This is a genomic window from Cupriavidus agavae (genome assembly GCF_004217045.1).
Classification (GTDB): Bacteria; Pseudomonadota; Gammaproteobacteria; order Burkholderiales; family Burkholderiaceae; genus Cupriavidus; species Cupriavidus agavae.
In genome coordinates, this window is the sequence record NZ_SGXM01000001.1 from 337,744 (window position 1) to 355,950 (window position 18,207).

The 18,207-nt window shown below is 65.0% G+C and carries 17 protein-coding genes; 15 read left to right on the plus strand and 2 right to left on the minus strand.

Going from position 1 to position 18,207, the window contains the following annotated elements; all coding sequences use genetic code 11:
• Nucleotides 1-4 precede the first annotated feature (4 nt).
• Nucleotides 5-1,195, plus strand: coding sequence for a heme biosynthesis protein HemY (locus EV147_RS01545; protein ID WP_130389374.1), 1,191 nt, complete (start codon nucleotides 5-7; stop codon nucleotides 1,193-1,195).
• 7 nt (nucleotides 1,196-1,202) lie between these two features.
• Here EV147_RS01545 and EV147_RS01550 read toward each other — a convergent pair whose 3' ends face one another.
• Nucleotides 1,203-2,759, minus strand: a complete 1,557-nt coding sequence (locus EV147_RS01550) for a cryptochrome/photolyase family protein (RefSeq protein WP_130389375.1) — start codon at nucleotides 2,757-2,759, stop codon at nucleotides 1,203-1,205.
• 58 nt (nucleotides 2,760-2,817) lie between these two features.
• Here EV147_RS01550 and EV147_RS01555 point away from each other — a divergent pair, with 58 nt between their 5' ends.
• From EV147_RS01555 to EV147_RS01585, 7 genes are all read left to right on the plus strand, one after another.
• Nucleotides 2,818-3,534, plus strand: coding sequence for a pseudouridine synthase (locus EV147_RS01555; protein ID WP_130389376.1), 717 nt, complete (start codon nucleotides 2,818-2,820; stop codon nucleotides 3,532-3,534).
• Between the two features lie 98 nt (nucleotides 3,535-3,632).
• Nucleotides 3,633-4,205 (plus strand): YqgE/AlgH family protein, encoded by a 573-nt coding sequence (locus EV147_RS01560; protein ID WP_130389377.1) that lies wholly within the window; start codon nucleotides 3,633-3,635, stop codon nucleotides 4,203-4,205.
• Nucleotides 4,198-4,635, plus strand: coding sequence for a Holliday junction resolvase RuvX (gene ruvX / locus EV147_RS01565; RefSeq protein ID WP_130389378.1), 438 nt, complete (start codon nucleotides 4,198-4,200; stop codon nucleotides 4,633-4,635). Before EV147_RS01560 ends, ruvX begins: the two co-directional genes overlap by 8 nt.
• Complete coding sequence (pyrR, locus tag EV147_RS01570; RefSeq protein ID WP_130389379.1) at nucleotides 4,632-5,156, plus strand: bifunctional pyr operon transcriptional regulator/uracil phosphoribosyltransferase PyrR; 525 nt, start codon at nucleotides 4,632-4,634, stop codon at nucleotides 5,154-5,156. The genes ruvX and pyrR overlap by 4 nt, the downstream gene beginning before the upstream one ends.
• 89 nt (nucleotides 5,157-5,245) lie before the next feature.
• Entirely contained in the window at nucleotides 5,246-6,217 is a 972-nt protein-coding gene (locus tag EV147_RS01575; protein WP_130389380.1) for an aspartate carbamoyltransferase catalytic subunit, read from the plus strand.
• Between the two features lie 142 nt (nucleotides 6,218-6,359).
• The gene (locus EV147_RS01580; RefSeq protein ID WP_130389381.1) at nucleotides 6,360-7,634 is read left to right on the plus strand and encodes a dihydroorotase; all 1,275 of its coding nucleotides are present in this window, start codon (nucleotides 6,360-6,362) and stop codon (nucleotides 7,632-7,634) included.
• Between the two features lie 26 nt (nucleotides 7,635-7,660).
• On the plus strand, nucleotides 7,661-8,476 hold the full coding sequence (locus EV147_RS01585) for a lysophospholipid acyltransferase family protein (protein ID WP_130389382.1): 816 nt from the start codon (nucleotides 7,661-7,663) through the stop codon (nucleotides 8,474-8,476).
• Nucleotides 8,477-8,513: 37 nt separating this feature from the next.
• On the opposite strand, the gene EV147_RS01590 is transcribed toward EV147_RS01585, so the two are convergent.
• Nucleotides 8,514-9,362, minus strand: a complete 849-nt coding sequence (locus EV147_RS01590) for a symmetrical bis(5'-nucleosyl)-tetraphosphatase (RefSeq protein ID WP_130391153.1) — start codon at nucleotides 9,360-9,362, stop codon at nucleotides 8,514-8,516.
• Between the two features lie 256 nt (nucleotides 9,363-9,618).
• On the opposite strand from EV147_RS01590, the gene rfbB reads away from it, so the two are divergent.
• The 7 genes from rfbB to EV147_RS01625 all read left to right on the plus strand — a co-directional run bounded on the left by rfbB (nucleotide 9,619) and on the right by EV147_RS01625 (nucleotide 18,190).
• A complete protein-coding gene (gene rfbB, locus EV147_RS01595; RefSeq protein ID WP_130389383.1) occupies nucleotides 9,619-10,683 on the plus strand; it encodes a dTDP-glucose 4,6-dehydratase in 1,065 nt (354 codons plus the stop codon).
• Nucleotides 10,673-11,590, plus strand: a complete 918-nt coding sequence (rfbD, locus tag EV147_RS01600) for a dTDP-4-dehydrorhamnose reductase (protein ID WP_130389384.1) — start codon at nucleotides 10,673-10,675, stop codon at nucleotides 11,588-11,590. Before rfbB ends, rfbD begins: the two co-directional genes overlap by 11 nt.
• 8 nt (nucleotides 11,591-11,598) lie before the next feature.
• On the plus strand, nucleotides 11,599-12,477 hold the full coding sequence (gene rfbA / locus EV147_RS01605; protein ID WP_130389385.1) for a glucose-1-phosphate thymidylyltransferase RfbA: 879 nt from the start codon (nucleotides 11,599-11,601) through the stop codon (nucleotides 12,475-12,477).
• Nucleotides 12,474-13,019 (plus strand): dTDP-4-dehydrorhamnose 3,5-epimerase, encoded by a 546-nt coding sequence (gene rfbC / locus EV147_RS01610; protein WP_268907401.1) that lies wholly within the window; start codon nucleotides 12,474-12,476, stop codon nucleotides 13,017-13,019. The genes rfbA and rfbC overlap by 4 nt, the downstream gene beginning before the upstream one ends.
• A gap of 11 nt (nucleotides 13,020-13,030) precedes the next feature.
• Nucleotides 13,031-13,846 carry an ABC transporter permease gene (locus EV147_RS01615; protein WP_130391154.1) on the plus strand — a complete coding sequence of 272 codons (816 nt, stop codon included), beginning with the start codon at nucleotides 13,031-13,033 and terminating at the stop codon, nucleotides 13,844-13,846.
• 4 nt (nucleotides 13,847-13,850) lie between these two features.
• On the plus strand, nucleotides 13,851-15,128 hold the full coding sequence (locus tag EV147_RS01620) for an ABC transporter ATP-binding protein (RefSeq protein ID WP_235844573.1): 1,278 nt from the start codon (nucleotides 13,851-13,853) through the stop codon (nucleotides 15,126-15,128).
• A gap of 119 nt (nucleotides 15,129-15,247) precedes the next feature.
• Nucleotides 15,248-18,190, plus strand: coding sequence for a glycosyltransferase (locus EV147_RS01625; RefSeq protein ID WP_198680156.1), 2,943 nt, complete (start codon nucleotides 15,248-15,250; stop codon nucleotides 18,188-18,190).
• Nucleotides 18,191-18,207 lie beyond the last annotated feature (17 nt).

The window sequence follows — 18,207 nt, forward strand, 5'->3', positions numbered from 1 at the left end:
GCGCATGCGACTCCTGTTCTGGGTGGCCGTACTTTTCGGCGGCGCGGTTGGGCTGGCACTGTTCACGCAGTTCAACCAGAGCAACGTGGTGCTGTTCTACCCGCCGTACCGGGTGGAAATGTCGCTGAACCTGACGGTGGCGCTGCTGCTGCTGGTCTTCTTCGTGATCTGGACCATCATGTCGGCGTTCCGCCATCTGGCGGAAATGCCACGCCGCGCTGCCGCCTACCGCGAGCGCAGCCGCATGGGCAAGGCCCAGGCCGCGCTGCGCGAATCGATCGAGAACCTGTTCGCGGGCCGTTTCGCACGGGCCGAACGGGCCGCCAAGGAGGCCCAGGTCTGGCCCGAGCAGGCCCAGACCGCCGCGCTGGTGGGCGCCCGGGCCGCGCACCGGATGCAGGAATCGGGACGCCGCGACGCCTGGATGGCGCAGGTGACGGACCCCGAGCGCGAGCAGGCCCGGCTGGTCTCGATGGCCGAATTGCTGGTGGACGCCCGCGACGCCGAGGGCGCGCTGGAAACCATCGCCCAGTTGCAGGAGAAGGGCGGCCGGCAGATCCACGTACAGCGCATCGCGCTGCGCGCGCACCAGCATCTGAAGAACTGGACCGAAGTGCTGCGGCTGGCGCGCTCGCTCGAAAAGCGCAACGCGCTGCATCCGGTGCTGGCGCTGCGGCTCAAGCAGATGGCCGTGGAGGCAATGCTGGAGGAGCGCCGCCACGACGCCGAATCGCTCTACCACTTCTGGCGTTCGCTGTCGGCCGATGAGCGCCATGCGGTGCGCATCGCCGAGCAGGCCGCCCGCTACTTCTCGGCGCTGAACCGCCAGACCGAGGCGCGCCGCATCATCGAGGAAGCGCTCAAGGTCAATTGGGACAGCCGCCTGGTGCAGCGTTACGCCGACTGTGCCGAGCCCGGCCGCGCGCTGCCGCAGATCCAGCAGGCCGAGCGCTGGCTCGCCGATCATCCGAACGACGCGGACCTGTTCTACACGCTCGGGGTGCTGTGCCTCGGCGAGCAGCTATGGGGCAAGGCGCAGTCGAACTTCGAACGCTGCCTGAAGTACGCCGACCGCGACGCGCAGCGCCGCATTTGCGTGCGCGCGCATCTGGCGCTGGCGCGGCTGTTCGAGGAAACGGAGCGGCCGGAAGAGGCGCAGAAGCATTATCGGGAAAGTGCGATGCTGGCGGCTTGAGCCAGCGTCAGGTGTCCTTGACCTTCGACCCCTTCACCGCCCCATACCTTTCCAGCGCCTCCATCCGCGCCACGCTGTGCTGTACGACAGGGCGCGGATAGTTCTCGCCAAGCCTGACTCCCGCCGCCTCCAGCACCTTCTCCGGCGCCAGCCACGGCGCATGGATATACCGATCTGGCAGATTCTCCAGAACCGGCAGGTATTTGCGGATGAATGCCCCTTTCGGATCGAATCTTTCCGATTGCGTGACCGGGTTGAAGATCCGGAAATACGGCTGGGCGTCGCAGCCGGTGGACGCCGCCCATTGCCAGCCACCGTTGTTTGACGAAAACTCGAAGTCGTTGAGCTGGTCGGCGAAGTACTGCTCGCCCAGACGCCAGTCCACGCCCAGGTCCTTGACCAGAAAACTCGCGGTCACCATGCGCAGCCGGTTGTGCATGTAGCCGCTCTGGTTGATCTGCAGCATGGCCGCGTCCACGAGGGGGTAGCCGGTCTGGCCTCGGCACCAGGCGTCGAAATACTCGCCCGAGGTGTCGGCATCGACCCAGCGCAGCGCATCGTATTCGGGGTGGTAGCACTTGCCCTCGGCCACGCGCGGGTGATGGTGCAGGATCATGAAATAGAAATCGCGCCAGATCAGTTCCGAAAGCCAGATGGCCGCGCCACCACTGCGCGGGCCGCCATCCTGCACGATCCGGTGCGCGGCGCCGGCGAGGGCACGGATCGAGATCGTGCCGAAACGCAGATGGACCGAGAGATAGCTCGGACCGCGCTGCGCCGGAAAATCGCGGCGGTCGCCGTAGTCGCCAATCCGTTTCAGGAAGTCATCGAGCAGCGAGCGGGCGCCCTCGCTGCCGGTCGGCATCGCAATTTCGCCAAGATTGGTCGGCGCGAAGCCGAGTGATGCCAGGGTGGGCAGGGCGTGGCGATGGGCGGCAGGCACGGGTGCCAGCGATTTCAGATATTTCTCAACCGGATAGGGGCGCAGGTCGAACGGCTGGACCGTCTTCAGCCAGGCATTCTTGTAGGGCGTGAACACGCTGAAGGGCTTGCCCTGGCCGGTCAGGACCTCGCCGGCCTCGAAGATCGCCTGGTCCTTGAAGGTCAGGAAGGCGCGGGAATCGGGTGCAAGCGCCTCGCGCACCGCCGCGTCGCGGTCGTTGGCGGACGGCTCGTAGTCGTGGTTGGCAAAGACCGCCTGCACGTCGAGTTCGGCGGCCAGCTTCGGGATGGCCTGGCGGGCGACGCCGTCGAGCACGATCAGGCCGCCGCCGGCCTCGGCCAGCGTCTTGCGCAGCGATTCGAGCGACGCCAGGATGAATTCGACGCGGCGGTCATGCTTCAGGCCGCGTTCGCGCAGCGGATCGAGGATCTCGCGGTCGAGCACGAACACGCACCATACCTGCCGGCAATGCTTGAGGGCATAATGCAGCCCCGCGTGGTCGTCGGCGCGCAGGTCGCGCCGGAACCAGACCAGTCCGCGGTCGAACTCCCGGTCGATCCGGTACGGCAGGCGCCCCGTGGCTGCGCCCGCATCCTGCTTGGAAAGAGGTGTTTTCGGCATCGCCGTAACCTAACATAGCCACACGTTTCCCCGTCATCCCGCTTTTCAGAAGATTCCCATGGCTACGACTCTCGACCGCATCCTCCAATCCCAGGGCTTCGGCACGCGCCGGTACTGCGGCGATCTTGTCGCCGCCGGGCTGGTCGAGGTCAACGGCGAGCTTTGCGAGGACCCGGGTGCACGCTTCGAGGTTGACGGCCTGCGGCTGAGCGTGGATGGCGAGGAATGGCTGGCGTGCACCAAGGCCTACCTGATGCTGCACAAGCCCACCGGCTACGAGTGCTCGCAGAAGCCGCGCCACCACCCGAGCGTCTACAACCTGCTGCCGGTGCCGCTGCGCCAGCGCGAGGTGCAGGCCGTGGGCCGGCTCGACCACGACACCACCGGCCTGCTGCTGCTGACCGACGATGGCCAGTTCATCCACGCCCAGACCTCGCCCAAGAAGCAGGTGCCCAAGGTCTACGAGGTGACGACCTTCGATCCGGTCACGCCGGAGCAGGTCGAGATGCTGCGTACCGGGGTCAAGCTCGATGACGAGCCCGCGCCGATTGCGGCGGAGGGCTGCGAGGCCGTGGGCGAGCGCACGCTGCGCCTGACGCTGATGCAGGGCAAATATCACCAGGTGAAACGCATGGTGGCCGCCGCGGGCAACCATGTGACGGCGCTGCACCGGAGCGCCATCGGCAAGCTGGTGCTCGATCCGGCGCTGAAGCCCGGCGACTGGCGCTGGCTGACCGCCGAGGATCTGGCCGCGCTGAAGCCGTCGGCCGGCTGAGACGGGCCGCCGGCCGGCGCGCCCGGCGTGCCGCCGGAAGCGCCCGGACACAGAAGTTTTACGCAGGACCCCGGCCCTGTTTTGGTAGAATGCAAGCCATGGCGACGCCCGAAGCTCACATCAATCTCACCAATCAGTTCCTGATTGCCATGCCCGGCATGGCCGATCCGACGTTTTCGGGTTCCGTTGTCTACCTTTGCGAGCATAACGCGCGCGGCGCGCTCGGGCTGGTGATCAACCGGCCGATCGACATCGACATGGCGACGCTGTTCGACAAGATCGATCTCAAGCTCGAAATCCAGCCTGTTGCCCACCAGCCGGTCTACTTCGGTGGCCCGGTCCAGACCGAGCGCGGCTTTGTGCTGCATGATCCGGTTGGCATCTACGTATCGTCGCTGGCGGTGCCCGGCGGGCTGGAAATGACCACCTCCAAGGACGTGCTCGAAGCCGTGGCGGCCGGCAGCGGCCCGCACCGCTTCCTGCTGACGCTCGGCTACGCCGGGTGGGGTGCCGGCCAGCTCGAGGAAGAACTGAGCCGCAATGGCTGGCTGACCGTCCAGGCCGATCCCGAGATCATCTTCAGCGTGCCGCCCGAGGAGCGTTTCGCGGCGGCCGTGCGCCTGCTGGGCATCGATGTGGCGATGCTGTCGGGCGAGGCGGGGCATGCCTGAGTTGCCGGGGCGCGGGACGCCCCATGACGGCACGATCCTCGCGTTCGACTACGGCGAGAAAAAAATTGGCGTGGCGCTCGGCAACTTCATCACCCGGCAGGCGCGCGCCCTCACCATCGTTCCCAATCTCTCGGTGGAAGGCCGCTTCGCGGCGGTTGGCGCGCTGATCGACGAATGGACGCCCGTGCGCCTGGTGGTCGGCATGCCGGTCAACCCGGACGCCGCGCCCGGCGAGCCGGAACAGCCTTCGATCAAGCTGGCGCGCCGCTTCGGCAACCAGTTGAACGGCCGCTTCGACCTGCCCGTGGAATGGGTGGACGAGCGCTATTCCTCGCGTGCGGCGTCCATGGCCGGCGCGAAGCGCGGTGCGCTCGACGCCGAGGCCGCCCGGATCATCCTGCAACAGTATTTCGACGAACTCCCGCTATGAACCAGACCTCCACACCCGACGCCGAGGCGCTGTACCACGCGCTGCGCGACCAGGCCCAGGCCCTGATGCCGTCCAGCGACCGTGCGCGCTGGTCGGTGGCGGGCATCCATTCGGGCGGAGCCTGGATCGCTGAACGGCTGGCGGCCGATCTCAAGCTCGGCGGGCATGGCGTGATCAACGTTGCGTTTCACCGCGATGACTATGCAAAGAAGGGTCTTCATAGTCAGGCGCAATCGACAACGCTGCCGTTCGACGTGCAGGACCGCAACGTGCTGCTGATCGACGACGTGCTGGCCACCGGCCGCACGATCCGCGCCGCGGTCAACGAACTGTTCGACTACGGCCGTCCGGCGCGCGTGGCGCTGGCCGTGCTGGCGGACCGGGGCGGCCGCGAGTTGCCGTTCGCCGCCGACTATGCCGCCGCGACTGTCGACCTGCCGCAGGACAAGACCCTGGTGCTGTCGCGCCAGGGCGAGGGTGCCGCCACGCGCTTCGCCTTCGCCACCGAAGCGCGCGCCTGAGCGCCGTGCCGGTGTCAACCGGCAACGCCCGCCGCGCGTGAAGCACCCCAGCCATACCAAGACCGAACCCAGCGCCCGAACCACCTGCCATGACCAAGACGTTCCGCAACCCGCAGCTCACCAAGAACGGCGAGCTCAAGCATCTGTTGTCGATCGAGGGGTTGTCGCGTGACATGATCACGCACATCCTCGACACCGCCAGCCAGTTCGTTTCGCTGTCGGATTCCGACCGCGAGGTCAAGAAGGTGCCGCTGCTGCGCGGCAAGAGTGTGTTCAACCTGTTCTTCGAGAACTCGACGCGCACCCGCACCACGTTCGAGATCGCCGCCAAGCGGCTGTCGGCCGACGTGCTGAACCTGAACATCAACGCGTCGTCCACCAGCAAGGGCGAATCGCTGCTCGACACGATCAACAACCTGTCGGCCATGTCGGCCGACATGTTCGTGGTGCGCCACGCCAGCTCGGGCGCGCCGTACCTGATCGCCGAACACGTGGCGCCGCATGTGCACGTGATCAATGCTGGCGACGGCCGCCACGCGCACCCGACGCAGGGCCTGCTGGATATGTATACGATCCGGCACTTCAAGAAGGATTTCACAAACCTGACGGTGGCAATCGTCGGCGACATCCTGCACTCGCGGGTGGCCCGCTCCGATATCCACGCGCTGACCACGCTCGGCGTGCCCGAAGTGCGTGCCATCGGCCCCCGCACGCTGCTGCCCTCGGGGCTCGAACAGATGGGCGTGCGCGTCTTCCACAACATGGAAGAGGGCCTCCGGGGCGTGGACGTGGTGATCATGCTGCGCCTGCAGAACGAGCGGATGAGCGGTGCGCTGCTGCCGTCGGCGCAGGAATACTTCAAGGCATACGGCCTGACGCCCGAGCGCATGGCGCTGGCCAGGCCCGACGCCATCGTGATGCACCCGGGCCCGATGAACCGCGGCGTCGAGATCGATTCGGCGGTGGCTGATGGCCCGCAATCGGTGATCCTGAACCAGGTGACGTTCGGCATCGCGGTACGCATGGCCGTCATGGGCATCGTGGCCGGCAACAACGACTAGGAGGCACTATCAAAATGATTCTGGCGTCGTTGCGCGACCTTGCCGTACCACTTGTACTGTCTGCGGTCGCGCGCCTAGCCAGAACCGCTTCGCTTCCTTTTGATAGCGCCTCCCAAGGCGGGCAACGAAAAAAGAACCAGACATGAAGATTCACATCCAGGGTGGCCGCCTGATCGATCCGGCCGCGAACCTCGACGCCGAACAAGATCTGTTCATCGCCGCCGGCAAGGTGGTGGGCGTGGGCCGCGCGCCCGCAGATTTCAACGCGAACAAGACCATCGACGCACGCGGCATGATCGTGTGCCCGGGGCTGGTGGACCTCTCGGCGCGGCTGCGCGAGCCGGGCTTCGAACACAAGGCGACGCTGGAATCGGAAGTGGCCGCGGCCTCGGCGGGTGGTGTCACGAGCCTGATCTGCCCGCCCGACACCGACCCCGTGCTCGACGAGCCGGGCCTGGTCGAGATGCTCAAGTACCGCGCCCGCAAGCTGAACCAGACGCACGTGCACCCGCTGGGCGCGCTGACCGTGGGCCTGAAGGGCACCACGCTGACCGAGATGGGTCAGTTGACCGAGGCTGGCTGCGTTGGCTTCAGCCAGGCCGAGGAGCCGATCAAGGACACCAAGGTGCTGCAGCGGGCCATGCAGTACGCGCAGACCTTCGGCTTCACGCTCTGGCTGCGCCCGGAAGATCCGTTCCTGGGCGGCGGCGTGGCGGCCAGCGGCGCGGTGGCGTCGCGGCTTGGGCTGTCGGGCGTGTCGGTGATTTCCGAGACGGTGCGCCTGCATACGATCTTCGAACTGATGCGCAGCACCGGCGCGCGCGTGCACCTGTGCCGCCTGTCGTCGGCCGCCGGCCTCGAACTGGTGCGCCAGGCGCGCAAGGAAGGGCTGCCGGTGACGTGCGACGTGAACATCCACCACGTGTCGCTGACCGACATGGACATCGGCTTCTTCAACAGCCAGATGCGCTTCACGCCGCCGCTGCGCAGCGGCCGCGACCGCGACGCCATCGTGGCCGCGCTGGCGGACGGAACCATTGACGCGTTGTGTTCGGACCACACTCCGGTGGACGACGACGAGAAGCTGCTGCCGTTCGCCGAGGCCACGCCCGGCGCCACCGGCCTGGAGCTGCTGCTGCCGCTGACGCTGCGCTGGGCCGCCGAGCACAACGTGCCGCTGGTCAAGGCGCTGGCCCGCATCACCAGCGAGCCGGCCCGCGTGGCCAGCCTGCAGGCCGGCTCGCTGGCCGCCGGCAGTGCCGCCGATATCTGCGTGTTCGACCCGAAACACGTCTGGAAGGTGGAACGCAACGTGCTGAAGAGCCAGGGCAAGAACTCGCCGTGGCTCGGCTACGAGATGCAAGGCCGCGTGCGCGCGACGCTGGTGGGCGGCCAGGTCGTGTACGAGCAGCGCTGAGCGCCGCAACGGCTAGCGGGGTGACGATGATCTGGTTACGCAAGCTGCGGCTCGGTTTCCACCTGTTGCGCGGGATGTTGGTCTGCGCCACGGTCTTCCCGTGGGCGAGCGCTCACCTCCGCGAGCGGCTGATCCGCGCCTGGTCGCGCAGGCTGCTGGCGATCTGCGGCATTACCGTGGACGTGCAAGGGCTGCCGCCGGGCGGAGCCGCGCCGCGCGGCGCCATGCTGGTGTCGAACCATATCTCGTGGCTCGACATCTACGTGATCCACAGCTGGCAACCGGTGCGCTTCGTCGCCAAATCGGAAATCCGTAGCTGGCCCGTGGTGGGCTGGCTGTGCGACAAGACTGGCACGATCTTCATCGAGCGGGGCCGCAAGCGCGATGCCCACCGCGTGCTCCACCACATTACCGAGGTGATGCAGCAGGGCGACCTGGTCTGCGTGTTCCCCGAGGGCACGACCACCGACGGCAGCCAGGTGTTGCCGTTCCATGCCAACCTGATGCAGGCACCGGTCTCGGGCGGCCTGCCGGTGCAGCCGGTGGGCCTGAGCTATGTGGACGCGGCAACGGGCAAGCCAACGCTGGCGCCAGCCTATATCGGCGATATCTCGCTGGTGGAATGCCTCGACGCCATCCTGAAATCCCCGCCGATCAGGGTCCGGCTGACGTTGGGCCCCCAACTGATGCCGCAGTCGGCCAGCCGGCGGGAACTGGCGGAGGCGGCGCGCGAAGTGGTGGTTCACCTCTCTGCCGGCGCGCCGGAGGCGGCCCGCGAGGCTGCCGCGACGTTCGCCCGGTCGCCCCTCGACGACGGGCTGCCCACGGCGGCCATGTCCTGACATTTCCGCAATCCCGCTCGCGCGGGGGTGCGCCGGGTCAGGCTAGTGGATCACAATACTGCGGGCAATCGACCTGGATCACCGTGCGCGCGGCCGGTTCGCGGGCCAGGCGGGCAGCGGTGAGCTGGCCGCCCCAGACACAGCCGGTATCGAGCGCCATCAGGTCCGGCCGCATGACGAGGCCGAGCGTCGACCAGTGGCCGCAAACCATGGTGACACCGGCAGTGCGTCGACCCGGAACGTCGAACCAGGGCATGACCCCGGCCGGCGCATCGCCGAGACCTTCCTTGGTTTTCAGGTCCATCTCGCCATCCGCAGAGCAGTAGCGCAAGCGGGTGAGTGCGTTGACGATCACACGATGCCGTTCGATGCCGCGCAGATCGTCACGCCAGCGGGTGGCCTTGTTGCCAAAGACATCGGCCAGGAACCCCTGCCAGTTCGAACCCTGCAGTTCGGCCTCGACCTCCTGCGCCAGATCGACCACCTGTTCCGGCGACCATTGCGGCAGCACCCCGGCATGGACGATCAGGAAGTCATCTTCCCGAATCGCCAGTGGCTGATGGCGTAGCCATGTGAGTAAGTCTTCACAATCCGAGGCGGCGAGGATGTCGTCGAGCGTGTCCGACTTGCCCTTCTTCCGCACGCCAGCGGCGACGGCCAGCAGGTGGATGTCGTGGTTGCCAAGGACGGTGCGGGCGCCTTCGCCCAGGTTCCTGACGGTGCGCAGCGTCTCCAGCGAGGCCGGGCCGCGGTTGACCAGATCGCCGACGAAGCGGAGGGCGGCATCAGAGGGAAGTCGAGCCTGAAGATCGATGAGCGAGGGTGCGCAACCCTGAAGATCACCGATGGCAAAGAGGTTCGTGGAGTGGGACGGATTACCAGCCATTGATAAGTTGCCGAAAATAGTGCCGCAGAGCGGAAATGTGCCACCCATGCATTCTCATGCGCACATAATTGATTTGGCAATCCGTTACAAGGCGCTACAAAAAGTTAGGTTTTACACCAAGGATGGGGTGCGGCGTCAGATAGAATAGCGCCACTTCCAAGAGGACTGAAAAAGGGCCGCTATTCCCCACTGGAACAGGCGGACACCCGACTATTGTCGGGAAGTCGAAACATATCGATAAGCAGGGAGCAAAGATTTGTCGCACATTCTTGTCACAGGCGGGGCTGGGTTCATCGGGGCGAATTTCGTCCTCGACTGGCTGTCCCAGCCGGGCGCAGACAGCGTTGTCAACGTAGACAAGCTGACTTATGCCGGCAATCTGAAGACGCTCGCCTCGCTCGACGGCGATAGCCGGCACCTGTTTTCCCAGACCGACATCTGCGACCGCGCCGCCCTGGACCGTCTGCTGGCCGAACACACGCCGCGCGCCGTGGTGCATTTTGCCGCCGAGAGCCACGTAGACCGCTCCATCCATGGACCGGGCGACTTCATCCAGACCAATATCGTCGGCACTTTCACGCTGCTCGAGGCCGTGCGCGCCTACTGGAACGGCCTGGACGCCGAAGCGAAGGCCAACTTCCGGTTCCTGCACGTCTCCACGGACGAGGTCTTCGGCTCGCTCGGACCGTCGGACCCGCAGTTTTCGGAAACCACCGCCTACGCGCCCAACAGCCCGTATTCGGCCTCGAAGGCCGCGTCCGACCACCTGGTGCGCGCCTACCACCACACGTACGGGCTGCCCGTCGTCACGACGAACTGCTCGAACAACTACGGCCCGTATCACTTCCCCGAGAAGCTGATCCCGCTGATGATCACCAATGCCCTAGCCGGCAAGCCGCTGCCGGTGTACGGCGACGGCCAGAATGTCCGCGACTGGCTCTACGTGCGCGATCACTGCAGCGCGATCCGCGAGGTGCTGGCAAAGGGCCGGCTCGGCGAGACGTACAACGTGGGCGGCTGGAACGAGAAGTCGAATCTCGACGTCGTGCACACGCTTTGCGACCTGCTCGACGAACTGAGCCCGAAGACAGCCGGTTCCTACCGTGACCAGATCACGTTCGTGAAGGACCGCCCGGGCCATGATCGGCGGTACGCCATCGACGCCCGCAAGCTCGAGCGCGAACTTGGCTGGAAGCCGGCGGAAACCTTCGAGACCGGCCTGCGCAAGACCGTGCAGTGGTACCTCGACAACCAGGCGTGGGTGCAGGACGTGATCTCGGGGGATTATCGGAACTGGGTGGCGAAGCAATATGCAGCCTAAGGCGTCGACCCTCCCCACAATCCTTGTAACAGGAAGCAACGGCCAGGTTGGTTTCGAATTGCGCCGCAGCCTGGCGCCACTCGGACGCGTGGTGGCGCTGGATCGGACGCAATGTGATCTGTCGAATCCGGACGCGGTACGCGAAGTGCTTCGCAGCGTGCGTCCGGCGGTAATCGTCAACGCCGGCGCCTACACGGCCGTCGACAAGGCGGAAACCGAGCGGGACCTGGCGTTCGCCATCAATGGTACGGCGCCGGGCGTCATGGCCGAAGTGGCGCGAGAAACGGAAAGCCTGCTCGTCCATTATTCGACGGATTACGTTTTCGCCGGCGAAGGGAGCGCGCCTTACACGGAAGCCGATGCGGTGGGCCCGCTCTCGGTCTACGGCCAGAGCAAGCTGGCGGGCGAGGAGGCAATTGCTGCTGCCGGCGCCCAGGCCATCGTGCTCCGTACCTGCTGGGTAGCGGGCGCGCATGGCGGCAATTTCGCCAAGACCATGCTCAAACTCGGTCGCGAGCGCGATAGCCTGCGAGTCATCGCAGACCAGTTTGGCGCGCCGACGACGGCGGCATTGATCGCGGATGTGACCGCGCAGATCGTGAGCCGCGCCTGGCTGCATGGCAACCGTGCGGCGTTTCCCGTCGGGGTCTATCACCTTGCGGCTTCCGGCGAGACCTCGTGGCATGGCTATGCAACGGAAGTCCTGCGCTACGCCGCCAGCAAGGGCGTCAACCTGAAGGTCGACCCGGCTGCCATCGAGGCCATTCCTGCCACGGCCTATCCGCTGCCGGCGCCCCGGCCTTCCAATTCGCGGTTGGACACGCGCAAGCTGCGCGAAACGTTCGACATCCATCTTCCGGACTGGCGAGAGGGGGTTCACCACCTGCTCGACCAGATCATTTCCTGACATCGCCCATGCGTAAAGGCATTATCCTGGCCGGGGGCTCCGGGACGCGGCTGTATCCGATTACCCGATCGGTATCGAAACAGCTGCTTCCGGTGTACGACAAGCCAATGATCTACTATCCCTTGTCCACGCTCATGCTGGCAGGGATTCGTGACATCCTTATTATTTCCACTCCGGAAGATACACCGCGCTTCGCCGAGATGCTCGGCGACGGCAGCAACTGGGGTGTGAATCTGCAGTATGCCGTGCAGCCGTCGCCGGACGGCCTGGCGCAGGCATTCGTCATTGGCCGCGATTTCGTGGGCAACGACCCCTCCACGCTGATCCTGGGCGACAACATCTTCCACGGGCACGACCTCGTGGCCCAGCTGCACCGGGCGTCTGACAAGGACGAGGGCGCAACGGTATTCGCCTACCATGTGCACGATCCCGAGCGCTATGGCGTCGTGGAATTCGATGCCGATTTTCGTGCGCTGTCGCTCGAGGAAAAGCCTGCGCAACCGCGCTCGAATTATGCGGTTACCGGCCTGTATTTCTACGACAACCAGGTATGCGACATTGCAGCTGAGATAAAGCCCTCCGCGCGCGGCGAGCTGGAAATCACCGATGTCAACAAGCATTATCTGGAGCAGGCGCAGCTCGAGGTGGAAATCATGGGGCGCGGTTATGCGTGGCTCGACACGGGCACGCATGATTCACTGCTGGAAGCGGCAACGTTCATTGCTACCCTGCAGAACCGGCAGGGCCTGATGGTCGCGTGTCCGGAAGAAATTGCCTACCGCAGCAAGTGGATCAGCGCCGAACAGGTTGAAGCGCTGGCCCAGCCCTTGTTGAAAAACGGCTACGGCAAATACTTGCAGCAGATTATCTCGGGAGCAATCAAGTGAAGGCAATTCCAACCGCGCTGCCCGAGGTGATGATTCTCGAACCCAAGGTGTTCGGGGACGATCGCGGATTCTTCTTCGAGAGTTTCCAGGCCAAGGGTTTTCAGGAGGCCACCGGCGTGGATGGCCACTTCGTCCAGGATAATCATTCGCGTTCGGTGGGTAATGTCCTGCGCGGCCTGCATTTCCAGGTCGAGCATCCGCAGGGCAAGCTGGTGCGCGTGGTGGCCGGCGAGATTTTTGACGTCGCCGTCGATATCCGCAAGGGCTCGCCGAATTTCGGCAAATGGGTGGGCGTGGCGCTTTCCGCGGAGAACAAGCGCCAGTTGTGGGTGCCAGCAGGCTTCGCGCACGGCTTTGTCGTGACGTCGGCGCACGCGGAGGTTCTCTACAAGACCACCGACTACTGGTATCCGGAACACGAGCGCAGCCTGGCCTGGAACGATCCGGAAATCGCCATCGAATGGCCCATCAGCGGTGAGCCGGTTCTTTCTGCCAAGGACCAGGTGGGGATGTCGCTCGCCCAGTGGCGGGACCAGCTGTGAGCAGAACGGGGATGGCGGTACTGTCGGATTTCGGAGGGCCCTTCGGCGCCCTGCTTCGCCATCGCGGGCTGGTCTACCAGCTCACGCGGCGCGAAGTGGTGGGCCGGTACCGGGGATCGGTCATGGGACTGCTCTGGTCCCTGTTCCACCCGGTGCTGATGCTGTCGGTGTACACCTTTGTCTTCGGACACGTATTCAAGTCCCGCTGGGGCAGCGGTTTCGGTTCCACGACGAGCTTCGCGCTGATGGCGTTTGCCGGCATGATCGTCTACGGCCTTTTTTCGGAATGCGTGACGCGTGCGCCCGGCCTGATCGTGGGCAATGCCAATTTTGTCAAACGCGTGGTGTTTCCGTTGGAACTGCTGCCCTGGGTAACGCTGTTCGCGGCCATGTTCCACGCACTGATCGGGCTGGCCGTGCTGATCCTGTTCAGCATTTTCCTGGGCAATATGCCCACCCTGACCATGCTGTTCTTTCCGCTGGTGCTGCTTCCCTTCGCATGCTTCGTGGTAGGCGCGACGTGGGCATTGGCGGCGCTGGGCGTGTATCTGCGGGATCTGGCGCAAGTCACCGGCGTTGCGGTGACGGTGGCCATGTTCCTGTCCCCGATGTTTTATCCGGTATCGGCGTTGCCGGCTGCGCTGCAGAGCGTGATGCAGTTCAATCCACTCACTTTTCCGATGGAACAGTTGCGGGCCGTCATGATCATGGGACAGTTCCCCGATTGGCGCGGCCTGGCTGTCTACACCTGCTGCGCGGTGGTGGCGGCCTGGGTGGGCTTTACCATGTTCCAGCGCTTGCGACGAGGCTTTGCCGATGTGCTCTGACGTTGTGATCCGCGCGGAGGGCCTGGGGAAATGCTTCCGCATCTATGACAAGCCGCGCGATCGTCTGATGCAGGCCGTGCGGGGCCGGCTGGCCCGTCTGGGCGGCGGCCCGGCGCCCCGGCTCTACCGCGAGCATTGGGCCCTGCGGGATATTTCCTTCGAGATTCGCAAGGGCGAGTGCATCGGGTTTCTCGGGCGCAACGGCTCCGGCAAGTCGACACTGCTGCAGATCATCTGCGGAACGCTGGCCGAGACGAACGGCGCTGTCAACGTGGAAGGGCGCATTGCCGCGTTGCTCGAACTGGGGGCGGGGTTCAATGTGGAGTTCAGCGGACGGGAGAACGTCTACCTGAATGCGGCGATCCTGGGCCTGTCACGGGCCGAGATCGACGCCGTGTTTCCCCAGATCGAGGCGTTCGCGGAGATCGGCGATTTCATCGACCAGCCCGTCAAGACCTATTCCAGCGGGATGTTCGTGCGCCTGGCGTTTTCTGTGGCCGTCCATGTGCATCCGCAACTGCTCGTCGTCGATGAGGCGCTGGCCGTGGGCGACGCGCGGTTCCAGTCGAAATGCCTGGATCGCATCAAGGCGCTGAAGGCCGACGGCGCGACGATTCTGTTCGTCAGCCATGACGTCGGGGCGGTTCGCACGCTATGCGACCGTGCGATCTGGCTGGACAAGGGCGAGAAGCGCCTGGAGGGCGACGTACTGAGCGTCACCGCGGCCTACATGAAGTTCCTGTTCGATGACGAGGAACCCGAGGCCGGGCCGGCGGGCGGGAACAAGGCTGCGCCGCCGCGTCACAAGCAGGCCATCGCACATTGGGGCGAAGCCCAGGGAAGTATCCTGGAAACCACTCTTGTCGATGGAGCGGGCGAGGCGATGTCCGTGGTCCAGGGCGGCGAGGATTTCACGGTCCGCATCCGCTGCAGCCTGCCATCCGATGTCGACGTGACCTCCGTCAGCATCGCGTGGTCCATCAAGAACCTCGCTGGCTCGGATCTGATCGTCGCCACCACGTGGGACAACGGATTCCGTTTCGAACCTGGCATGGACGGTGAAGTTCTGGCGGAATTCCGGCTGAACAACCACCTTGCCCCAGGTAGCTACATGCTCGCGGTTGCACTGGAAGACAAAGCCAGTGCGACGGTCCGGTATCTGGAATATATCGAAGGCAGCTTGTATTTTTCGTCGATCTGGCCTGGAACCGTGCATGGCATGTTCGTACCGCACGTGAAGCAGGCCATATCCATCAATTCGCAAATAGTTGCCACCCTGTGATGGACTCTGAAATCAACAGCAAGAGTTATTGGGACAATCGCTTCGAGAGCGATTGGGCCGAAGCGTCTGGACGCGAGCAAACGACTTTCTTCTGCGAGCTTGCTGTCAGGCATATGCCCGTGTGGCTCAAGCGCGCGATCCGCGAGGAAAACCTGACGGTCTGCGATTGGGGCTGCGCCGAAGGCGACGGCACGCGGGTCCTGGCCGAGGCACTGACGCCAGCGAAAGTGGTGGGGGTCGATTTCTCCGATGCGGCCATCCGCAAGGCCGCCGCGCACTATCCGGGCGTGGAGTTCCGCACGGCCGATTACCTGGCCGATCACGCGGCGTCCGACGACAAGTTCGACGTCGTGTTCACGTCCAACACGCTGGAGCACTTCGACAATCCGTTCGGGGTGCTGCAGAAGCTGACGCCGCGCATCGGCCAGTGGCTGGTCATGCTCGTACCTTACCGCGAGTACGAGCGGATTTCGGAGCACGAGTTCACGTTCGAGTTTTCCAACACCCCGCTGCAGTTGCCCGACGGCATGGTGCTGGCGCACGCCGAACTCATGGACGTGAGCGATCATCAGCCCTGCTACTGGCCCGGCGAGCAGATGCTGCTCGTCTATGGGCGTCCAGAGGCCGTGGCACGCCACAAGCTTACCCTCGCCGAAAGCGTGCTGACCTGCGCCACGGTGCACCGCCAGCATGACGGCGACGTCGGCCTCCAGCGCGAGCTGCGCTCGGATGCCGAGGCGGTCGCCGCCCGGCTGGACGCCGTCACGTCGCGGCTGAAGAATGTCCTGGCCGAGCGCGATGCACTGCGCCAGGCCCGGATCCAGCTGGATGCCGAATGGGCCGCGACGCAGCGCGAGCTGTCGAAAACCGACGAGCTGCGCCGCAACGCGGTCACGCTGCTGGAACAGCGCGACAAGGACATTGCGATGATCTACGCATCGCTGTCCTGGCGCGTGACCAAGCCGCTCCGTTATTTCTGGAGCCCGATCGTGAAGTCGCGCCGCGCCATGGGCCGGGCCCGGCGATTCGTCGCACGGCAGGGCGGGGTGGTCAACACGGCGCGCAAGCTGGTCGACATGTACCGCCGGGACGGTGCATCGGGCGTGAAGACGGCACTCCGCCGCAAGATCGGCGCGCCGCTCGTGAGCGCCGACCGGCCGTACAACCAGGAAGTCCCCGTGCCGCCGCCCGTGGCGCCCGGCGCGGGCGAGGACGTCATCTTCTGGGGCGTGATCGACTGGCACTTCCGTTTCCAGCGGCCCCAGCAGCTCGCGTTGGGTTTCGCGGCGCGCGGCCATCGGGTCTTCTACGTCAGTGCGCAACTGGTGGATGAGCCCACGCCGGGCTTCACCATCGAGCCGATCGCCGGGCAGTCGCTGGTCTACCAGGTATGTTTCCATGCGCGCGGCGCGCAGCCGATCTACAACCAGTTGCCGCCGGAAGACATCCGCAAGCAGATCCAGTCGGGCGTCAGCGCGTTCGTGCGCTGGGCCGATGCCGAGCGCTACATCACGCTGGTCCAGCATCCGTTCTGGCTCGATAGCGCCCGCAGCATCCCGCGCAGCCGGATGGTCTACGACTGCATGGACCATCACGAAGGCTTCGGCAATGTTGCGCCGGACATCCTGGAAGCCGAGAAAGGGCTGATCAGCCAGAGCGATGTGCTGGTCGTCACGTCGGACTGGCTGCGTGACGCATGCCACGGCAAGAGCCGCAATATCTTCACGATCCGCAACGCCTGCGACTTCACGCATTTCAACACGCGGCCGGCGGAGCAATACAAGGACCGGAACGGGCGCCAGATCATCGGCTACTACGGGGCCATTGCGGAGTGGTTCGATGTGGAACTCGTCCGCAAGGTCGCGCTGGCCTTTCCGGAGGCGCTGGTCCTGCTCATCGGCGCGGATACCTGCGATGCACGGGGCAAGCTTGCCGATGTCGGCAACGTGGAGTTCCTGGGCGAGGTGCCTTACACGAAGCTGCCGTACTACCTGTACGCCTTCGATGTCTGCCTGCTGCCGTTCCGGGTCATCGATCTGACGCTGGCGACCAACCCCGTCAAGGTGTACGAGTACCTGTGCTCGGGCAAGCCTGTGGTCTCCGTCGATCTGCCCGAGATGCGGCAGTTCGGGGAACTGGTGCGTACTGCCACCAACGGCGACGATTTCGTCGAACAGTGCCGTCAGGCACTCACGGCGCCTGATGCCCAGGAACTGGTGGACCGCCGCATCGCCTTTGCCTCGGACCAGACGTGGCGGCACCGTGCGCTGGAGCTGGAGGAATCGCTGGCCAAGGTCGAGCAGCCTCTCGTCAGCATCGTGGTGCTCACGTACAACAATCTGGAGCTGACCCGCAAGTGCCTGGCCAGTATCGATCGCTGCACGCAGGATGTGCGGTACGAGATTGTCATCGTCGACAATGCATCGACCGATGGCAGCCCCGAGTACCTGCGCTCGTTCGCCGCCGGCCGTGACGATGTGAAGCTGCTGCTCAACACCGACAACAAGGGCTTTGCCGCTGGCAACAACCAGGGCCTGGCCATGGCCTCCGGTGAGTACCTGGTCATCCTGAACAACGACACCGTGGTGTCGCCGGGCTGGGCCAGCGGGTTCATCCGGCACCTGCGCGCGGACCCTTCGATCGGATTGATCGGTCCGGTGACCAACAATATCGGCAACGAAGCGAAGATCCAGATCGACTATCCCTCCACCGACGACATGCCGGCGGTGGCGCGCAAGTACACGGTGGCGCATCTGGGCATGTCGTTCGACATTCGTACGGCGGCCTTCTTCTGCGTGATGATCCCGCGCCCGGTCTATGAAGCCGTGGGCGGGCTCGACGAGGCGTTCGGACTGGGCTTCTTCGAGGATGACGACTACTGCCGCAGGGTCGAGCAGAACGGTAACCGCTGCGTATGCGCGGAGGATGTCTTTGTCCATCATCACCTTTCGGCATCGTTCAGCAAGCTCGGTACCGAGCGGCGTAACGCGTTGATGGAGAAGAACCGGGCCATCTACGAAGCGAAATGGGGACCATGGTCGCCGCACCGCTACCGTGACTGACAGGGCGCAGACACGGC